This window comes from Massilibacillus massiliensis (genome assembly GCF_900086705.1).
GTDB classification, from domain to species: Bacteria; Bacillota; Negativicutes; order FLKF01; family FLKF01; genus Massilibacillus; species Massilibacillus massiliensis.
Genome location: NZ_LT575483.1, coordinates 1,749,127 through 1,767,198, shown reverse-complemented (window position 1 = coordinate 1,767,198; position 18,072 = coordinate 1,749,127). Strand labels below are relative to the sequence as shown.

Annotated in this window: 18 protein-coding genes; 15 read left to right on the top strand and 3 right to left on the bottom strand. The window is 40.6% G+C overall.

What is annotated here, in order from left to right:
* The first annotated feature begins 50 nt into the window (after positions 1-50).
* Positions 51-242 carry a hypothetical protein gene (locus BN6559_RS08550; protein WP_110954326.1) on the top strand — a complete coding sequence of 64 codons (192 nt, stop codon included), beginning with the start codon at positions 51-53 and terminating at the stop codon, positions 240-242.
* Positions 243-288: 46 nt separating this feature from the next.
* On the opposite strand, the gene BN6559_RS08545 is transcribed toward BN6559_RS08550, so the two are convergent.
* The 3 genes from BN6559_RS08545 to BN6559_RS08535 all read right to left on the bottom strand — a co-directional run bounded on the left by BN6559_RS08545 (position 289) and on the right by BN6559_RS08535 (position 2,729).
* Positions 289-786, bottom strand: coding sequence for a nucleoside recognition domain-containing protein (locus BN6559_RS08545; protein ID WP_110954325.1), 498 nt, complete (start codon positions 784-786; stop codon positions 289-291).
* Positions 786-1,448: a nucleoside recognition domain-containing protein gene (locus tag BN6559_RS08540; RefSeq protein ID WP_110954324.1), complete on the bottom strand. Its 663-nt coding sequence runs from the start codon at positions 1,446-1,448 to the stop codon at positions 786-788. Before BN6559_RS08540 ends, BN6559_RS08545 begins: the two co-directional genes overlap by 1 nt.
* A 108-nt stretch (positions 1,449-1,556) precedes the next feature.
* Positions 1,557-2,729 carry a M20 family metallopeptidase gene (locus BN6559_RS08535; RefSeq protein ID WP_110954323.1) on the bottom strand — a complete coding sequence of 391 codons (1,173 nt, stop codon included), beginning with the start codon at positions 2,727-2,729 and terminating at the stop codon, positions 1,557-1,559.
* Between the two features lie 295 nt (positions 2,730-3,024).
* Here BN6559_RS08535 and BN6559_RS08530 point away from each other — a divergent pair, with 295 nt between their 5' ends.
* The 14 genes from BN6559_RS08530 (at position 3,025) to BN6559_RS08465 (ending at position 18,048) form a co-directional block, all read left to right on the top strand.
* Positions 3,025-3,699: a GntR family transcriptional regulator gene (locus BN6559_RS08530; RefSeq protein ID WP_110954322.1), complete on the top strand. Its 675-nt coding sequence runs from the start codon at positions 3,025-3,027 to the stop codon at positions 3,697-3,699.
* A gap of 18 nt (positions 3,700-3,717) precedes the next feature.
* Positions 3,718-6,081 (top strand): glycyl radical protein, encoded by a 2,364-nt coding sequence (locus BN6559_RS08525; RefSeq protein WP_199883863.1) that lies wholly within the window; start codon positions 3,718-3,720, stop codon positions 6,079-6,081.
* A complete protein-coding gene (locus BN6559_RS08520) occupies positions 6,068-6,967 on the top strand; it encodes a glycyl-radical enzyme activating protein (protein ID WP_110954320.1) in 900 nt (299 codons plus the stop codon). Before BN6559_RS08525 ends, BN6559_RS08520 begins: the two co-directional genes overlap by 14 nt.
* 183 nt (positions 6,968-7,150) lie before the next feature.
* Positions 7,151-7,534, top strand: a complete 384-nt coding sequence (locus tag BN6559_RS08515; protein WP_110954319.1) for a CidA/LrgA family protein — start codon at positions 7,151-7,153, stop codon at positions 7,532-7,534.
* Positions 7,518-8,216: an LrgB family protein gene (locus BN6559_RS08510; protein WP_110954318.1), complete on the top strand. Its 699-nt coding sequence runs from the start codon at positions 7,518-7,520 to the stop codon at positions 8,214-8,216. Before BN6559_RS08515 ends, BN6559_RS08510 begins: the two co-directional genes overlap by 17 nt.
* A gap of 3 nt (positions 8,217-8,219) precedes the next feature.
* Positions 8,220-9,005 carry a sulfite exporter TauE/SafE family protein gene (locus BN6559_RS08505; protein WP_199883862.1) on the top strand — a complete coding sequence of 262 codons (786 nt, stop codon included), beginning with the start codon at positions 8,220-8,222 and terminating at the stop codon, positions 9,003-9,005.
* Between the two features lie 698 nt (positions 9,006-9,703).
* A complete protein-coding gene (locus tag BN6559_RS08500) occupies positions 9,704-10,660 on the top strand; it encodes a phosphoglycerate dehydrogenase (RefSeq protein ID WP_110954317.1) in 957 nt (318 codons plus the stop codon).
* A gap of 17 nt (positions 10,661-10,677) precedes the next feature.
* A complete protein-coding gene (locus tag BN6559_RS08495; RefSeq protein WP_110954316.1) occupies positions 10,678-11,325 on the top strand; it encodes a bifunctional 4-hydroxy-2-oxoglutarate aldolase/2-dehydro-3-deoxy-phosphogluconate aldolase in 648 nt (215 codons plus the stop codon).
* A 28-nt stretch (positions 11,326-11,353) separates the two neighbouring features.
* The gene (locus BN6559_RS08490; protein ID WP_110954315.1) at positions 11,354-11,791 is read left to right on the top strand and encodes a PTS sugar transporter subunit IIA; all 438 of its coding nucleotides are present in this window, start codon (positions 11,354-11,356) and stop codon (positions 11,789-11,791) included.
* 21 nt (positions 11,792-11,812) lie between these two features.
* Positions 11,813-12,295, top strand: coding sequence for a PTS system mannose/fructose/N-acetylgalactosamine-transporter subunit IIB (locus BN6559_RS08485; RefSeq protein WP_110954314.1), 483 nt, complete (start codon positions 11,813-11,815; stop codon positions 12,293-12,295).
* 87 nt (positions 12,296-12,382) lie between these two features.
* Positions 12,383-13,153 carry a PTS mannose/fructose/sorbose/N-acetylgalactosamine transporter subunit IIC gene (locus BN6559_RS08480; protein ID WP_110954313.1) on the top strand — a complete coding sequence of 257 codons (771 nt, stop codon included), beginning with the start codon at positions 12,383-12,385 and terminating at the stop codon, positions 13,151-13,153.
* Positions 13,153-13,983 carry a PTS system mannose/fructose/sorbose family transporter subunit IID gene (locus tag BN6559_RS08475; RefSeq protein WP_110954312.1) on the top strand — a complete coding sequence of 277 codons (831 nt, stop codon included), beginning with the start codon at positions 13,153-13,155 and terminating at the stop codon, positions 13,981-13,983. Before BN6559_RS08480 ends, BN6559_RS08475 begins: the two co-directional genes overlap by 1 nt.
* A gap of 99 nt (positions 13,984-14,082) precedes the next feature.
* The gene (locus BN6559_RS08470) at positions 14,083-15,141 is read left to right on the top strand and encodes an Ldh family oxidoreductase (RefSeq protein ID WP_110954311.1); all 1,059 of its coding nucleotides are present in this window, start codon (positions 14,083-14,085) and stop codon (positions 15,139-15,141) included.
* Positions 15,142-15,234: 93 nt separating this feature from the next.
* Positions 15,235-18,048, top strand: coding sequence for a sigma-54-dependent transcriptional regulator (locus BN6559_RS08465; protein WP_199883861.1), 2,814 nt, complete (start codon positions 15,235-15,237; stop codon positions 18,046-18,048).
* The last annotated feature ends 24 nt before the right edge of the window (positions 18,049-18,072 follow it).

The following is an 18,072-nucleotide window of genomic DNA, read 5'->3' as shown; positions in this document are numbered from 1 at the left end:
ATGATCATGATGTCGCAAGTCAATATCATAAGCCTAGGAGGTTATCCTACATGCATGGTTCAAGTTTATCATATACAAAATGGAAATTCCAGTATCATGTAGATTCATACCAAAGTACAGAAGAAGAACTTTATACGGAAAATAAAGTTGGATGTGCGGGAAAGAGTGCTGAAAGTGCGTACTGTAAGCAATTTAAAGCAGTTAAGGATAATTTTGCAAACAAAAATCCCGGATCAATGTGAGAACATTTTCCGGGATTTTTGTTATGTCGATAAAGGATGATTGTGCTTATGCAGATATGCCCATAAGGTTTAAAACAATACGAACTAGAAGCATAGAAACAGCCGCATCAAAAAGCGGAATGAACAGAAGTAAGGGATGCCATTTGGCATTTGTACCAGAAGCAACGACAACGCGGACGAAGTGTCCGACGAGTGTTCCCATTGTTATGGTTGCCGGGAATAAAATGGTTACCTGTGCGGCATTGATGACGCCTTCAGCGTAGAGCGAAGCGGCAGTGGATGCTCCGGCAGCCTTGGCAAAGAAAGCGGCGACGAGTGAGACAACCGCTTCACCGGGAAGTCCGAAAATGGCCATGAATGGGCCCATAAAATTACCGAGCGTGGTCATAAGACCAGTGATTTTTAAGAACATGATGAGTACATAAGCTAGGATCATAGCTGGAATGATTCTTTCTACGCCTAGATAGAATCCATTTTTAGCACCAAAACAGAATTCTTCAATTAAGGTTCTTTTAGGAGAAATGGCAACGGTCTCTGTTGACATTATGCGATACCTCCCATTGAAATATTTGTTTCTTGTGGATCAGATTCTTTTACCGTTTGACGCGCAAGTATCAATCTTACGATGTTTGCACCTAATACTTTTACAAATAATTCTATCGCAAGAATAGCACCAATTGGCAGGAGGGCAATTCCCAATAAAGGAGCACCGCAGTCAATTGTATTGGTAAGTGTTGCAGAAGCCGCATACTGATAAGATACGAAAATAGTCCTTTCATCATCCGTTAATTTTCCATCGTCATGCAGTTGTTTGGTCATTGCCGAGCCGACATCGGAGCTGGTCATACTGCTCACAAGTGCAAGTCCGGTTACACCGGGAACTCCCATTAAAGGCTTTAGGATAGGACGAATGAGTTTTTCTGCAGCGAGCAGTGCTCCTAAAGATTCTACAACGCGAATCAAGCCCAAGGCGAACATAACAGTCGGGATTAAGGTTAAACCGAAAAGAAATCCTTCTCTTGCGCCAGTTCCTCCCTTGCCTGAAAATGCGCCCAAGTCACCGATTTTACCAAAAGCGCCGATTAATGTTTGAAAATCAATTGCGCTCCAGGCACCGGCATGTGCTAAGACTCCAGAAAAAGAGATTACGATAAATAGGAAGGATAACCAGCCTCGCCAAGTTAATTTGTGCTCAACGTCTGTCATAAGAAACACTCCTCAATCTTTATTTTTATCCAAAGATTTTGCTGGCTTTACTCCAACTCGTTAGGTAGCTGTAAAGACAGGTGATCATGGAATAAATTCTTCTGCTTTTTAAGATTCTATCGATTTCAATTTGAGTATGGTTGCAACTGTTAGTTTGGCTCTTTCAAACAAGGTATCAATGACTGCGAATTCATCTTTGCTGTGATTGCGGCCGCCTTTGACGCCCATAGCGCATACAGTTGGAACACCGGCTAAAACCGTATAGGCTGAATCAGAAGCACCGCCAACTGTTTTTGGATAAGGTGTACCTAGATTCTCATCTTCTGCAGCTTGTTTTACAATTTCGAATAATTGCAGTGAGGTATTCGTTTTTTTCATTGCCGTTAATTCGACTTTTTTAGAGAATGTTGTTGTAGTACCGGCAATGTAGGTTCGATTCACAATTTTTTCAATTTGCGCTAAGGCTTCCGGTAAATGTGCCGGATCTAGAAATCTTAAATCAACTGTAATTTTTGCATAATCGGGCGTTGCATTGGCGACTGTTCCGCCTTCTATTACGCCGACATTGAACGTATTGCCTTTTTCAAAATCAGTTAATTTTTCTATATCAATAATTTTGTGAGCGATTTCTAAAATTGCACTGCGCCCATTTTCGGGGTCATTGCCAACGTGAGCGGCGATGCCGAATACTTCGAGGCAAAATTGAAACATACCTTTTCTGGCAATGACGATACCATCGTCCATAAATCCGGTTTCAAAATTGAAGGCGGCGATTGCTCCTTTGGATTCCTGGACAATATATTCTCCTGCATTTGAAAATAAATGACCGTTTTCTTCATCGCCAAGGAGAACAATTTTAATTGGCAATGTTTTATAGCCGATTTCATGAAGTGCCTTTAGTGCATAAAGGAGGATCACAATGCCACCTTTCATGTCCAGCACACCTGGGCCGTAAGCGCGCCCGTCTTTGATTGCAAAAGGTCGTTGGGCAGCAGTACCATCCGCAAAAACAGTGTCCATATGTCCGGTGAAAATAATGTAAGGCTCTTTTGTCGTGTCCCCATATTCTGCAATTAGCATATTGCCGGATTTTTCGAACTCAACAAATCGTATGTTGCAGCCGAGTTCTTCAAATAATATTGCCAGCTTCTTGCCGACGATATCGACACCTGGTTTATTCAGTGCACCACATTCTAAATTGACAAGGTCTTTCCATAATTGGATCATTTCATTTTGTTTTGTGTCGATGAAATCAAATGCTTTGCGTTTGTCATAGCCCATATTTCTCAATCTCGCTTTCGAATTTATTTTCATGAAAAATAAAAATGACGCTATTGTTTCTTTAGCTTAGATACAATAGCGTCATTGCTTTTTATTCGTATGAAGTTTTGGGGGTGAAAAAATATTGTTAAATGAATTTGACTTATGGACAAATGATAGCTGATAAATTTTATCGTGTCAATATAGAATTTATCATGTACATTGTATTCTTTCGAAATTCTGAAAATTCGATTGTATACTGTATATTTTCGAAAACAATATATCGAATTAAAAAAAGTTATAGTATATTAACAACATGAAAACAAATTATTTTAAAACAACAGATAAATTGGGAAGAATGACGATACCGTTAAAAGTTGGGAATCAATTGCGGCAGCTTATCTTGTCAGGTGAACTGCTCGGGGGAACTCCTTTAAAGCAAGAAGAACTTGCATTGCAGTTTAACGTGAGTATGAGTGCGCTGAGAGAGGCATTGAAGACGTTGGAATCCGAAGGGTTGGTAAAGTTTTATCCGAATCGAGGTGCCGTTGTAACTGAGCTGTCGGCTGAGGAAGCACAGGAGATTTTTCAAATTCGAATTTTGTTGGAACTTGGTGCATTGGAATTTGCATTGCCACAGATCGAAGAAGAAGATTTAGAAAAAGCCGAGAGGATTTTGGCATTGCTAGAGAAGGAGGAAAATTTTGATCGATGGAGTGAACTTAACTGCTTGTTTCACGAGCATCTTTATGAAGCTTCAGGGAAAACGAGATTACTGGATATGATTCGTGTGTTGCATAATAATGTGGAACGTTATATGCGCCTTTACTTAAAAGAAATGCATTACCAAGATCAATCGCAAACGGAGCATCGATCGCTGTTAGAGGCCTGTAAGCAAAGGGATATAAAAAAAGCGAAGAAGTTATTAAAAACGCATATGGAATACGCAAGTAAAATGCTTAGTAAATATTTGTTAAACAGCGAAAAATAAGGGGAAGGGTGATCGATCATGAGCCAAAGAATTGATAAATTTAAAGAGATTTATGTAAATACGAAGCCGGCGATTAGTGTACAAAGAGCGATTGCTTTTACAAAGTCGCATCAAGAAACGGAAGGAGAAGCTGTTATTATTAGAAGAGCAAAAGCCTTTCGTGAAGTTTGTAAAACGATTCCGGTCACAATTTTTGATCAAGAATGGATTGTCGGTTCAATTGGTGAGTTTAGACGCAACGGAATTATATGTCCGGAATATTCTTGGCAATGGGTAGATCAAGAGATGGATCGTTTTGAAAATCGTACCCAAGATCCGTATTTGATTGATGAAACAGCAAAAAAAACTTTAAGAGAAGATATTTTTCCTTATTGGAAAGGTAAGTCACTGGAAGAAACCTTTCTTTCACGCTTAAATAAGAAGACTGCAAAACTTCTGATTGATACAGGCATTATTGATAACGATTCAAAATGGCGCAGTGCAGTTGGTGAGGTTACTGCCGATTATCAAGATTTAGTATTTAAGAAAGGGTTTGGCGGATTTAAAGCTGAGGCGCAGACCAAATTAGATGGGATCGAGCCGATCTCGAAAGAAAATATTGAAAAAATCGAGTTTTATCAAAGTGCGATTCTTGTTTGTGAAGGAATCATCACACTGGCAAATCGGTATGCAGAAAAAGCGCTGGCTTTGGCTGAAAGTGAACAAGATGATGAAAGGAAGCAGGAACTTTTGGTGATTGCAGCCATTTGTCAGCGTGTTCCGGAGAATCCGCCGACTACGTTTGCAGAAGCAATCCAAACGGTTTGGTTTACGCAGATCGGCTCGATTCTTTCAGAGAATTCTTTGGCACTTAATTTAGGGCGTTTTGATCAGTATATGTACCCATATTATGAAGCAGACTTGAAAGCTGGGCGGATTACGAAAGAGCGTGCGCAGGACTTGATTGATGCGCTTTGGATCAAATTATCAGAATGGGTGTGGGCGATTTCCAGCAATACGGCAAAATTTTTTGCGGGATATAATTCTTTTCAAAATTTAACGGTAGGTGGCAGACGTCGTGATGGACGTGATGGAACGAATGCGATTTCTTATATGTGCTTGAAGGCAAGTGAGCATGTAAAAACACATCAACCGGGGCTGAGTGTGCGTATTCATCCGGATTGTCCGCCGGAGTTTTTGATGGCAGTTTGTAAATTAATTCGTGTAGGTACAGGATTTCCTGCGGTGCACAATGATCGTGTAGGTTCAGAAATGCTGATGGCGGCAGGGCTTTCCCCGGAAGATGCCCGTGATTGGAGCAATTGTGGTTGTGTTGTACCGCATTTTAGAAAAGTTGGCGAATGGACTTCGGCTGTTAATATTAATTTTGCTGCGGCAATTGAGTATACTTTGAATCGAGGTCAAAGCAATATCACTGATGAAATCATGGGATTAGAAACTGATCTGGGAATATTAAGCAGCTATGAGGCAGTAAAAGAGGCCTTTTTTGCGCAGTTGGCAAATCTGATCAAACATTCTGTAATCGGCAGTGTTACGGCGCAGCAAATTCATGCTGAGATGGTGCCGCGCCCATATCTGTCAATGCTAGTAGATGGATGTATGGAAAAAGGGAAAGATTTGAGCCGTGGCGGGGCAATCTATAATTTAGGGCCGGTTCTTACGGGAATTGGTGTTGCCGATGCTGCAAATTCGTTAGCAATGATAAAAAAATTGGTGTTTGAAGAAAGGAAATATACGTTAATACAAATTCGCGAAGCGATGAAAGCTGATTGGCTCGGGCATGAGGAAATGCGTAAAGATGCAATTGCTTGTCCGAAATACGGCAATGATGATGATTATGTTGATACAATTGCGATTGAGATTACAGATTTTTATCATAACGAAATCGTCGGGTATAAAGATTTCTTCGGCTCTCCTTTTAATTCAGCCTTTATGGGAATTTCTAATTATATTCCGGCCGGAGCTGTGATCGGTGCAACACCGGATGGCAGAAAATCTGGTTCACCGTTGACAGAAGGTGTATCTCCGCATGCTGGTACTGATTTGACCAGTCCTACAGCAGCAATGCGTTCGGCGGCAAAAATCAATCACGATATGCATACGGGAGGCACTTTGCTCAATGTTAAATTTTCGCCGGCACTATTAGAATCGGAGCGTAACCTTAAGAATCTTGCCTCACTGATTCGAGCGTATTTTGCATTGGGGGCGTTTCATGTACAGTTTAATGTAATCTCGACCGAAATTTTACGTGAAGCACAGGCAGATCCGGAAAAATACAAAGACCTATTGGTCCGTGTGGCAGGTTACAGTACGCAGTTTGTGAATTTATCACGGGATGCACAAGAAGCGATTATTGAGCGGACGACGTATGAAACCCTTTAATGTTTTTCAAGTGCAACGCTGGTCTGTTCATGATGGTGATGGAATTCGGACGACGGTGTTTTTTAAGGGATGTCCGCTGCGGTGTAAATGGTGTGCCAATCCGGAATCTTGGCTTCAGAAACTAGAGATTATGTTTTATCCACAGAAATGTACGCAATGCGGGCGTTGTCTAGCGGTGTGTAAGCATAATGCAATCGTGCAGCGGCCCGACGGAAAGATACACTTTGTGCGGGAAAACTGTGTGTATTGCCGTAAGTGTCTTCCTGTGTGCTTGGTCGGAGCTCGCAAGTGTATTGGGGAATCTGTTACAGTAGACGATGTTATGCATATGATTCGCAAAGATTGTATCTTTTATCAGGAATCTGGCGGCGGTGTCACTTTTTCGGGTGGTGAACCGTTCATGCAAAGTGATACTTTAAGACAGTTGGTAAAGGCGTGTCAGGAGATTGGAATAGATACAGCAGTAGAGACGAGTGCGTATTTTGATTTTAAGGAAAACCGCGATATTATCGCAGCGTTCGATACGATTTTTATTGATCTGAAGCATATGGATGATAAAGCGCATCGATTGCTGACCGGTGTCAGCAATCAAAAAATCTTAGAGAATATCATTGAAATTTCTAAAGTTCATCACAATGTGATCTTACGCGTTCCTATCATAGCAGAGGTCAATGCAACTACTGAAAATATGCACAATATGTGCCAATTTTTACAGGCGCATACGAAAGTGCAACAGGTTGAATTATTGCCGTATCATACGTTAGGGCAGCATAAAATGGAAGCGCTTGGAATCGATGTCGAGGCATATAAAACGCCAGCGGAAGCAGATATTAGAAATTTAGAAGCAATCATTGTTTCATACGGTTTTACTGTAATTCATTTTTAATTAGGGTGTGTCTGAAAACTAGTGGAATGGTCAATGACGAGTGATTTTTGTGTCAGACGAGGCAAAACTTCGCAGGAATAATGATCTTTATTTCAAGAAGTTTTAACGAAGTATGGCGCAAAAAGCATCGTCAGTGGCCGTTTTGATAGTTTTCAGACACGCCCCAGGATAGGAGTGAAAGAGATGAAAATATTGGTACAGATCGGCATTGTATTTTTATTGGTGGCTTGCGCTGATATTCTTTCACGCCTTTTGCCACTTGCTGTTCCAGTAAGCGTGATCGGCATTCTTCTCTTACTGGCTTGTTTGATGTTAAATATTATTAAAATAAATTATATTGAAGATATTGCAAATTTCTTTTTACACAATATGGGGTTCTTTTTTATTGCTGCCGGCGTATCTATGATTGGTAAGTATACTTTAATTGAAAACATCTTATTACAGTATGCGGTTATTACCTTAATTTCGACGTTGTTGACTTTCGCAATGACTGGAATTGCTGTAAAATTGGTACTGTATTTGCAAAATAAAATGAGGAAGAATAAGCAACATGGAACAAATCATTGATAGCCCAATGTTACCAATTGCCATTGTGGGAATTTGTATTTTCGCATATCAAATCGGAATCTATATTTATCAGAAAACAAAACTGCAATTATTAAATCCGTTATTTATTGCCATTGTATTTATTGTTTGTGGTATGCAGCTGTTTGATATCTCTTTGGATACATTTAATAAGGGCGGAACAATTCTTAATGTTTTATTGTGCCCGGCTACGATTATGTTTGCTTTACCTATGTATAAGCAGCGTAAAACGATTCGTAGAAATATTGTACCGATTTTTGTTGGTAGTGCTGTTGGGTCTATCACAAGTATGTACAGTATTTATATGTTGTGTTCTTTTATGGGGGTTGATCAGCAGGTAGCTGTTTCCATGGTGCCGAAAACGACGACAGCGGCGATTGCTATGGATATATCGAGTATTTTAGGCGGTATTCCGGCATTAACCGTTGCATCCGTCATTTGTACGGGGATATTAGGCACGATGCTGATACCGTTTGCGTTGAAATTCTTTCGAATACAGCATAGTATTGCCATAGGAATTGCGATTGGAACATCAAGTCATGCTTTGGGCAGTGCAAAAGCAGTAGAAATTGGTGAAACTGAAGGTGCATTAGCCGGAATTGCTGTTGTTGTAACAGGTCTAGTTTCAGTTGTTATTGCCTTAGGAATTTCCATGTTTGCATAGAAAATGGAGGAGAGTCGTATTATTATAACAGCGGTTATGTTTTTTTTGCTTGGCAGTGTAGTGGGTGCTTTTGGTACTTTGGTAGGGATTGGCGGTGGGCTGATTTTAGTACCCGTGTTTTTGTGGGTGTTTGGTTATCCTGCACAGCAAACGATTGGCACATCACTATTTATTGTATTGTTAAATGCTATATCGGGGACTTGGGCTTATATTCAGCAGAAAAAAGTCTTTTTTCATGCGGCGATTCGATTTGGGTTGGCAACGATACCGGGGGCTTTTTTAGGCAGTTATATTGCAACGTATTTTACGGGTGCAACATTTAGTTTGACGTTTGGTATTTTTCTTGTACTTATGGCACTTGTCATGTATTTTAAGTCTTCAAAGGAACAAGCAGTGCATTCTTTTGATCCTAGGACTTTTCGTTATAACAGTCTTTTGGGAATTGTAAGCAGTCTTGGGGTTGGTTTTATTTCAAGTATTTTGGGCGTTGGCGGCGGTATTATTCATGTGCCAATGATGATTTATTTGCTTGGCTTTCCGACGCATGTGGCAACGGCGACCTCTACTTGTGTGCTTGCACTATCGAGTTTTGTCGGCGTAATTTCTCATTTTATATTAGGTCATGTTTTATGGGTGCCTGGTTTGTTTATCGGCATAGGTGCGATTTTTGGAGCGCAAATTGGTGCAAAAATTGCCAGTAAAACCAAACCGCGCGCGATTATTACTTTATTGTCATTGATTGTATTCATTATGGGGATTAAGTTTATTATGTCGGGAATCACAGACTAAAACTGATAATTGGGACAGATCGGCGGCGGGTCGGCGATAAGTACCTATCTGCGTCGTTGCATGAAGGCGCTGTTCGTCGACGTACGGCAGTACGACTCCTTCACAGCTCCTTCATGCGCCTAGCATCTAGGCACTTCTCGCCAACCGGCAACCTATCTTGGTACTAGTTTATAAGAGGAACGAATTTCATCAAGGCGTATTCACTTATGTGAATACGCCTTGATGAGGTTACAGTCTAGCTGTCGCATTCTAATGCGGCAGTTTTTTCGTTCACGGCCTTTTCCGGAAAAATACGTTCCGAAGGATGAAAAAATAGTGGCTTGCGTGAAGAAATCCGTTTGTTTGAGCGAAGCGAGTTAAGGATTTTAGCAAGCCACTATTTTTTCAAGTATTTTGGAGGATCGTGGCCTAGACTTTTTGCTCCTTTTGTGGCAATGACAAAAGGAGATCTGCGTGTGGATGGATACATTAGATTTTTATAAATAAAATTTTAATACAAAATCTCCATTTTCACTCTACATAAGTGTTGTTTATTTTAAGATAAAGATACAACAGTGTAGTGTAGTGTAGTATTTCGCTCTGCATACCCCAATCTTTATAAGGTTTTAGTGTAGTGGCACGGTTTTTGCAATTCTATGTAGTCAAGATTCTGAAAAAGATGAAATGAATCGAAGTTGCCATGATAAGGGGTTGAGTAAATGAAGAAAAAAGTTCTCGTTGGATCGAGAGCGAGATCAAGGTCCGCAGAAGCAATGAAAATTCTAGAAGCGCAAGGCTATGAATTGATTTTGAATCCTTATGACCGCACATTAACAGAAGCTGAGTTGGTCGATATGATACAAGGTGCGGATGGAATGATCGCGGGAAGTGATAAGGTAACTGCCGCAGTTTTGGCTGCTGGCGCACCTACGCTTAAAATTGTTGCAAAACAGGGTGTTGGGTATAATACAATCGATGTTGATGCGGCAAAAGAGCATGGCATTGATGTTACGATTACACCGGGGGCGAATAGTAAATCTGTTGCGGATTTGGCTGTGGGCATGATGTTGTCTATCGCAAGAAATATTCCGGCAATGGATCGCAAAATCAGAGATAAAGGCTGGTATCGTCATACAGGCGTAGAGCTTGGAGGCAAAGTGCTTGGAATCGTCGGAATGGGAAATATCGGCGGTGAAGTTGCGAAAAGGGCGTATGCGTTTGGAATGAAAATTTTAGCGTATGATGTATATCCTCGTCAGGACTTTATTGAACAGTATGGTGTAACGTATGTTTCCTTAGATGAACTTTTTAAAGAAGCAGATTTTGTTTCTTTGCATGCACCGGCAATCGAAGAGACCATCGGCATGGTGAATAAAGAACGATTACAGGGCATGAAAAAGACTGCATTTCTCATCAATACGGCGCGTGGGGAGCTTGTTGTGGAGGCAGATTTATATGAGGCGCTGCAATCGGGCGTGATTGCCGGTGCGGCACTAGATGTACATCCGCGTGAACCATTGGGAGATTCTCCGTTGTTGGCATTAGAAAATGTTATTTTAACAGCGCATGCTGGTGCATATACCAGAGAAGCGATTGTTGGAGCTGGTGTAATGGCAGCAGAAGAAGTTGCAAGGGTTTTGTCGGGGCAGAAGGCTAAATATTCTGTGATAAAATGATAAAGGGGATAAAGACTATGTGGAAAAAATTAGAGAATTTAAAATCAATCTATGAAACTGGAATGATTGCAATTATTCGGTCTGATGATGCCGAAGATGCTTATAAAATTGCTGAAGCGGCGATTGCCGGTGGAGCAAAGGCATTAGAGATTCCTTTTGCAGTTCCAGATGTATTGCAAATTATTAAAAGATTGACAAGTAAATATAGCAGTCAAGGAATTGTGATTGGTGTTGGTACGGTTTTAGATGCTGAAAACGCGAGTGCAGCTCTTTTAGCCGGTGCAGAAATGTTGGTAAGCTCAAGCTTTAATGAAGATATGATACGTATAGCGAATCGTTATCAGGCGGTTACTGTATCGGGTGCGATGTCTCCGACAGAGATCTCAGATTCTATGGCAGCTGGAGCAGATATCATTAAGTTATTCCCAGCAGATTTTTATGGTCCTAAATATGTAAAAACCTTACGTGCGCCAATGCCAACTGCAGCACTTGTACCTTTCGGCGGTGTAACCCCTGAAAATGTTGGTGAATGGCTAGAAGCTGGATGCGTTGCAGTTGGTGTGGGAAGTTATATTGCGAAGGCACATAAAAAAGATGGAGACTATGGCAAGGTAACGCAGGCAACGCAAGAATTTTTAGCAGCGATTGCCAAAGCTCGTCAATAAGCAAAACGTCTAAATGGAGGAATTTTGTATGTCAGAATATCAACATGCGATTCCAGGAATTCTTGTAATAACACACGGGATTTTTGGAGAGGAACTTATAAAGAGTGCTGAGATGATCGTCGGTGCCCAGGAAAATGTGAAAGCTTTGTCTTTGTTACCGGGAATGGATCCAGCGGATTTAATTATCGATGTGCAGACAATTTTAGATACGATGCCTGAAGGGTCATTGATCATGAGTGATTTGTTTGGCGGCACACCGTCCAATGTTTCGGCGGCCGTCGCAAGTCAGAGAAAAATTGCTGCCGTTGCCGGGGTAAACTTATGCATGCTGATTGAGGCACTTTCTTTACGCTTTAGTATGCGTGGTGAAGAGTTGGCAGAGGCTGTGATACAATCTGGAAAATCAGGTTGTAAAAATATTTTAACAGAGCTTGAAATTCAAAAAGTAGAAGACGATTCAATATAAAAGTAGAAAGAGTGAGTGTAGATGGCTAAAATTTCTTTAATTAGAGTTGATTTTCGATTAATTCATGGACAAGTCGTGGCAAGATGGTTGAAGGATACGCAAGCAACGAAGATTATTATCGTAAATGATAATTTATCAAAGGACCCTGTGATGAGTAATATTTATCGGATGGCAATGCCTTCAGATGTAAAATGCAGTATTGTGGGAATTGATCGTTTTATTGCAGCGTGGAATAAAAATCAATTGGGTGAAGGGAAAGCAATTATTTTATTTAAAGATATTCCTACCACTTACGCAACTTGGGAAAAAGGATTTCCGATTGAAGATTTGCAGATTGGCGGGTTAGGTGCAGGTCCTGGACGCAAAGCGGTGTATTTGAATATGACATTGAATGAAGAAGATAATGAATTGATTAAGAAGATGGTAGAAAAAGTAAACGTATTTTTCCAAGCGACGCCAGAAGATAAGAAAATGGATTATAAATCAGTTAATATAAGTTTCTAATCGTAGAGATAGTGTAGTGATTCCTAGCAAATAAAATAAGGCATTCGTAAAGCTAGATTTTGTAATGATTTGAGGAGGGAATATTTCATGATTGAAGCAATTATGATCGGGATTTTAGGCTGGCTGCAAAGTTCATCGAATCCACTGGGTTGGTGGCTGATTCGCGAGCCGATTATGGCAGGTTTTTGGGTCGGCGTTATTTATGGACAACCGATAGAGGGTATGATCATTGGTGCGGCGATTAATGTGGCATTTTTAGGTTGGAACAGCACAGGTGGAGCGAATCCGTCAGATTTGTATTCAGCTGGACTTTTGGGGACAGCCGTTGCAATTCAAAGTAATATTAGTACGGAACAGGCTGTTGTAATGGCAGTGTCGATCGGTGTTATTGGTAATTATGCATGGATTTTATTTATGTCGGCAAACTCGGCGATTCCTTCTTTGCAGGATAAATGTGCAGAAAAAGGCGATATAAAGAAACTGATGATTCTGCAAGCGGTTCCTTCGCAATTTGTTGTTATTTTAGTAAGAGGGATTCCGGCATTTTTGGCTGCTTATTATGGTCCGCCAGTGATTGAAGGTCTTCTTGCAGCGATTCCTGCTTGGGGGGTTGCAGGTTTTAATACCGTAGGTAAGGTATTACCGGCAGTTGGTATTGCAATGTTATTAAAATATATGGCACGTAAGGACTTATTGGTATTTTTCGGTGTAGGATTTGCAATTAGCGCATTTACGGGAATGAACAATTTATTGTTTGCTGCATTTTTAGGTGCTGCTATGGGATATGTGTATATTTCCTTGCAGCCAGAACCTGCAAATGCTGGTAACCAAATGCATGATGAGGAGGATGAAATATAATGGCAAATAACAAAACAGCTGAAATCGGATTATCTAAACTGGATCTTGAATTTGCAATTTTCCGTTGGTGGATTATGAGCCATTTAGCCTATAATTATCAAAGAATGCAGGCGGGCGGGTTCGCATCTATGATGGGGCCGCTTCTGAAAAAATTATATCCAAATGATCACGATCAGGTTGTAGCTGGTTTAAAACGGCATATGATATTTTTTAATACAGAACCGCGCTGGGGTGCGGTGATTCATGGAATTGTTATTGCTTTGGAAGAACAAAAGGCAAAGGGCGGCGATATTGATGAATCGACGATCATCGATTTGAAATCGTCACTTATGGGACCACTTGCAGGGATTGGTGATACAATTTCTGGTGCGTTGTACAAACCAGTCATTCTCGGTATCTGTTTAGGCTGGGCAGCGTCAGGCAGTATTATGGGGCCGATTGTCTTTGCTTGTGCAATGCTTGGTTATGATTACACGATTACAAGACTTAGTATCAAAAAGGGTTATCAATTGGGGACGACTGCTGTTACTGCAATTTTAGAAGGTGGATTGTTTAAAAAGTTAACAACTTTCTTCTCAATTATGGGCTTGTTTGTTCTCGGGATTATGGTATGTAAATTCATTACAGTGGATTTTGCCTGGGCACCGGTTTTAGGTGGAAAAGAAATTGTAATTAAGGATATGATGGATAAAATCGTACCGAAAATATTGCCGCTTGCAATCACCGTTGTGAGCTGGCAGGCGATTATGCGAGGATACCGCGTCGTTACCGTGCTTTTAGCATTATTTGTTTTCGCTTTAGCCGGTGGTGCATTGGGGCTTATTAAATAAAATACAGATGATATGAGCTAGTAAAATCAATGATTTTGATTTTTACTAGCTCATTGTATAAGAAACAAAGTTTGTAAATTTTAGGAAGGCGGTTACTTTATGAATCATATACTGTTTTCTGAGGAAGAATTAAAAAAGTTTATCATACAATGTTTTTGCAAGGTTGGAGTGCCATTGGATGATAGCGATAAGGTTGCGGATAATTTATTAAAAGCCGAACTTTGGGGAATTTCTACACACGGGATAAGCCGTTTATCTAGATATCTTATGCGCATTAAAAATAATACGATCAATCCAACCCCGAAGATTAAAGTACAAAAACCATGGCCTGCGTTGCTGACCATAGATGGTGATAATGGTCTTGGTGCAGCGGTTATGTGTAAAGCTTTAGATGAGGCATTGCAGATCGCGGATGAATTTGGCATTTGTGCAGTGGGCGTAAATAATAGCAATCATTTTGGCATGGCTGGATTTTATTGTGAGATTGCGGCAAAGAAGAATTATATCAGCATCGGCTTGACAAATGCTTTAGCAGCACTGGCACCTTGGGGTGGAAAGAAGGCTTGCCTGGGAACGAATCCAATTGCTTTTGGTTTTCCGAGAAAAGAGCAGTGTCCAATCATCATAGATATGGCGACGAGTGTCGTTGCGCGAGGTAAAATTATTTCTGCTGCGAAAAAGGGAATTGAAATACCGGAAGGTTGGGCTATGGATCAAAAGGGAAATATAACAACAGATCCTAATGAAGCACTTATGGGCATGATCCTTCCTATGGCGGGTCCAAAAGGGTATGCTCTGTCTATGGCAGTGGATTTGCTAAGTGGTATCATAACGAATGCACAATTTGGCACTGAGGTTGCGGCTTACAAGAATGGGGAGACTAAAGCGGACGTTGGTCATTTTTTTATGATTGTAAAAGCAGATGCATTTATATCGTTAGATTCATATTATGATCGTATCGAAAGTTTTTGTCAGATGATAAAAAATACAGATAAAATAGATGGTGTCAGTGAAATTTACCTTCCTGGTGAACGTGAGCAAAACCTAGAGAAAAGGCTGCGAAAAGAAGGAATTGGTTTATCAAGCGAAATTGTGCAAGAGTTAGAGGAAATATCGAAAGCGTATGGAATAAATTTACGTTCAAAGAATTGCCGTTAGCATGGAGTTGCAGAAGGATTTAGCTTTTATTGCAGGAATTAATTATGATAGAAATAGCGGTTTACTTCGAAGGATAAATAAGGAGTACAGGAAATGGCTAGAATTGATAGAGTAATGGAATATGTAGAGTCCTGTACGGACGAAGCTTCTAGAAAAGGTGTAAATGCGGCTACAGTGGCATTGGAGTTGAATATCCATCGCAGCGATGCATCGGCCGATTTGAATAAATTATATAAATTGGGGTATATCGAAAAAACTGGTACTAGGCCGGTTTTATACTATGCGATTGGCAATCGTGAGCGTACGTATATGCATAAAAAAGTTGAAAAAGAGCCCAATTTAAAAATTCAAAATTTAAAGAAAACTTTGCATACGGTTCAACCAACTGCATTTTCAGGTATTGTTGGCAGTGGTGGCAGTATAAAAGCACAGATAGAATTGGCGAAAGCAGCGATTGTATATCCGCCAAATGGTTTGCATACGTTAATCTGCGGTGAAAGTGGAGTCGGAAAGAATTTACTGGCTGAAGCGATGTGGAAGTATGCAACAGAAATGTGGACGACGAAAGAGTCGGTTCCGTTTATTACGTTTGGTTGTGCCGATTATGCAGATAATGCGCAGCTATTGCTGGCACAATTGTTTGGTTATGTAAAAGGTGCTTTTACAGGAGCGAATGAAGATCATGAAGGCGTGGTAGATCGCGCAAAAGGTGGCATTTTATTTTTAGATGAAATTCATCGCTTGCCTTCGACTGGACAAGAACTACTTTTTATGTTGGTAGATAAAGGCGTTTATCGCCGATTGGGAGAAACGCGGGGAGAGCGGAAGGCACAGTTGATGATTATTGGTGCTACCTCTGAGGATATATCGAGTTCTCTTTTACTCACATTTCGGCGGAGGATTCCTGTGCAGATTACGTTGCCGAGAATTAATGAACGACCGATTAACGAGAGGATTCGTTTAATTGTTCATTTTGTTCGTCAGGAAGCGATTCGCCTAGGGGTACCGATCTTTATTTCCGGACAGGCCTTGGAGACTTTTACGCACTATAATTGTCCGGCAAATATTGGGGAACTCCGTAATGATCTGCAGCTTTGTTGTGCAAAAAGCTATTTATCGAGTTTAGCGGCTGCGCATGATAAATTAACCGTGGATGTTGATGCGATTCCACAGCGGATTTTTTCTATGGTAAGAAATCAAACCGTGCTTGATGATGCAATCAATCGGCTGTTCAGAGAAGGTATTTTGATTGAGCCCGATGGAGAAATGATGATCAACGGAGCAGTTAACGACTATGATTTGCATCGGGATTTATACGAGTATGTGGACAAAAAAATTAATAGTTATCGTAAAATGGAAATATCAGATGAAGAGATCGAAGAAAAAGTCGGCAAAGATTTAGAAAAATATTTTGGCTCCGCTGCGCAATCTTTGGCAAAGGCTGATGCAGCCGATATGCCGGTCAGCATCATAGAGCAGAATATTTGGGAAACGGCCAATGTTTTATTAAATGATGCCGCGAGTAAGTTGAAAAGAAAATATGGTCGAAGAACCTTGGTTGCGCTGGCATTACACTTGCAACAGTTTAGAGAACGCGTGATTTCTGGGCGGATTATTTATAATCCGAATTTAAAAATGATTAAAGCAGAGCATGAAGCGGCATATCAGGTAGTACTGGATCATATCGATTTGTTATCTGCCAAACTGCAGACAGATATATCGCCGGATGAGCTTGGGTTTATTGCGATGTTTTTAATTCATGGCTGTGAAGAACCGCTAAAGCCGAGAATTGGAATGATTATTGCCGCGCATGGACGGGGAACCGCGCAAAGCATGGCGGAAGTTGCAAATAATTTATTAGGAACCGATCATGTGAAAGCATATGATATCCCGCTCAATAGAAGCAACGCACAAACGGTAGAAGAACTGCAAGAGGTGATTATCAAGCGTAATCAAGGCAGTGGTGTGATTGTACTTGTAGATATGGGCTTTTTAGTTACAATGGAAAATATGCTGGTGAAAGAAACTAAAGTGCCGGTTAAAATCATCCCAAATGTAACAACTGCATTGGTACTGGAGGCTGGTCGTCGTGTATTGACGACGGATGAGACTTTGGAGCAGGCCGTTGCGCATATTTATGAAGCGTATGATGAGTATACGATGACATTACGGCAAAGAAGGTATCCTACCAATTCTGTGGCGGAACTAAAAGGGACGATTCTGATTACCTGTGCAAGCGGTGAAGGGGTAGCAGAGCAGATTAAGGAAATTCTACGAAATCATGTGCCGAGTATGAAAGGAATGCACTTTATTACAGCTGGAGCGATGCAAGATGTCGAGGAAATTCAGGGGAATTTAGGGGATAAACTGCATCTGATCATTGGGAGTATTGAGCCAAAAGTGAAACACGTCCCATTTGTTCATGTCAGTGAATTATTCTCTAAAGAAGGATTGAAACGTGTCGAGAATTTGTTGCAGCTTGACATCCTAGAGGGAGAATTACCAATTGAAGAGAGACCTGTGATAACGGATGTTTATGAAGTGTTAGCGGGGCAATTGAGTAAGTTTGTCAAAAGTTTGTCTGTGAAAAAAGTTGCTGTATGTTGTAAAAACTTGGTTGAAAAAATAGCGGAGTACTTTTTTGATGAGGCAATTACACAAGATGCAATGATTCGTATTTATTTACATGCGGCGTGTATGTTTGATCGGGTTCATTCGAAGCAAGCGTTGCAAACACCGGATTGGAGTCAGCAGATTCAAAAGGAAAGACAGGATGAATTTTTGTATTTGCAGAGGGTTGTAGGCAATGAAGGAATGAAGCTATTGCTTGAGGTGCCGGATGCCGAGATTTGTTATTTTTTAAGCAGTTTGCCAAGCAGAGTTCATGTAAAAGATGATGTAAAATAAGTTTGAAATCAATGGAGTCGATAA

What these genes read in the sequence shown, in the direction of transcription:
- BN6559_RS08550 (WP_110954326.1), top strand. Translation starts at nt 51, where the DNA reads ATGCATGGTTCAAGTTTATCATATACAAAATGGAAATTCCAGTATCAT.
- BN6559_RS08545 (WP_110954325.1), bottom strand. Translation starts at nt 786, where the DNA reads ATGTCAACAGAGACCGTTGCCATTTCTCCTAAAAGAACCTTAATTGAA.
- BN6559_RS08540 (WP_110954324.1), bottom strand. Translation starts at nt 1,448, where the DNA reads ATGACAGACGTTGAGCACAAATTAACTTGGCGAGGCTGGTTATCCTTC.
- BN6559_RS08535 (WP_110954323.1), bottom strand. Translation starts at nt 2,729, where the DNA reads ATGGGCTATGACAAACGCAAAGCATTTGATTTCATCGACACAAAACAA.
- BN6559_RS08530 (WP_110954322.1), top strand. Translation starts at nt 3,025, where the DNA reads ATGAAAACAAATTATTTTAAAACAACAGATAAATTGGGAAGAATGACG.
- BN6559_RS08525 (WP_199883863.1), top strand. Translation starts at nt 3,718, where the DNA reads ATGAGCCAAAGAATTGATAAATTTAAAGAGATTTATGTAAATACGAAG.
- BN6559_RS08520 (WP_110954320.1), top strand. Translation starts at nt 6,068, where the DNA reads ATGAAACCCTTTAATGTTTTTCAAGTGCAACGCTGGTCTGTTCATGAT.
- BN6559_RS08515 (WP_110954319.1), top strand. Translation starts at nt 7,151, where the DNA reads ATGAAAATATTGGTACAGATCGGCATTGTATTTTTATTGGTGGCTTGC.
- BN6559_RS08510 (WP_110954318.1), top strand. Translation starts at nt 7,518, where the DNA reads ATGGAACAAATCATTGATAGCCCAATGTTACCAATTGCCATTGTGGGA.
- BN6559_RS08505 (WP_199883862.1), top strand. Translation starts at nt 8,220, where the DNA reads ATGGAGGAGAGTCGTATTATTATAACAGCGGTTATGTTTTTTTTGCTT.
- BN6559_RS08500 (WP_110954317.1), top strand. Translation starts at nt 9,704, where the DNA reads ATGAAGAAAAAAGTTCTCGTTGGATCGAGAGCGAGATCAAGGTCCGCA.
- BN6559_RS08495 (WP_110954316.1), top strand. Translation starts at nt 10,678, where the DNA reads ATGTGGAAAAAATTAGAGAATTTAAAATCAATCTATGAAACTGGAATG.
- BN6559_RS08490 (WP_110954315.1), top strand. Translation starts at nt 11,354, where the DNA reads ATGTCAGAATATCAACATGCGATTCCAGGAATTCTTGTAATAACACAC.
- BN6559_RS08485 (WP_110954314.1), top strand. Translation starts at nt 11,813, where the DNA reads ATGGCTAAAATTTCTTTAATTAGAGTTGATTTTCGATTAATTCATGGA.
- BN6559_RS08480 (WP_110954313.1), top strand. Translation starts at nt 12,383, where the DNA reads ATGATTGAAGCAATTATGATCGGGATTTTAGGCTGGCTGCAAAGTTCA.
- BN6559_RS08475 (WP_110954312.1), top strand. Translation starts at nt 13,153, where the DNA reads ATGGCAAATAACAAAACAGCTGAAATCGGATTATCTAAACTGGATCTT.
- BN6559_RS08470 (WP_110954311.1), top strand. Translation starts at nt 14,083, where the DNA reads ATGAATCATATACTGTTTTCTGAGGAAGAATTAAAAAAGTTTATCATA.
- BN6559_RS08465 (WP_199883861.1), top strand. Translation starts at nt 15,235, where the DNA reads ATGGCTAGAATTGATAGAGTAATGGAATATGTAGAGTCCTGTACGGAC.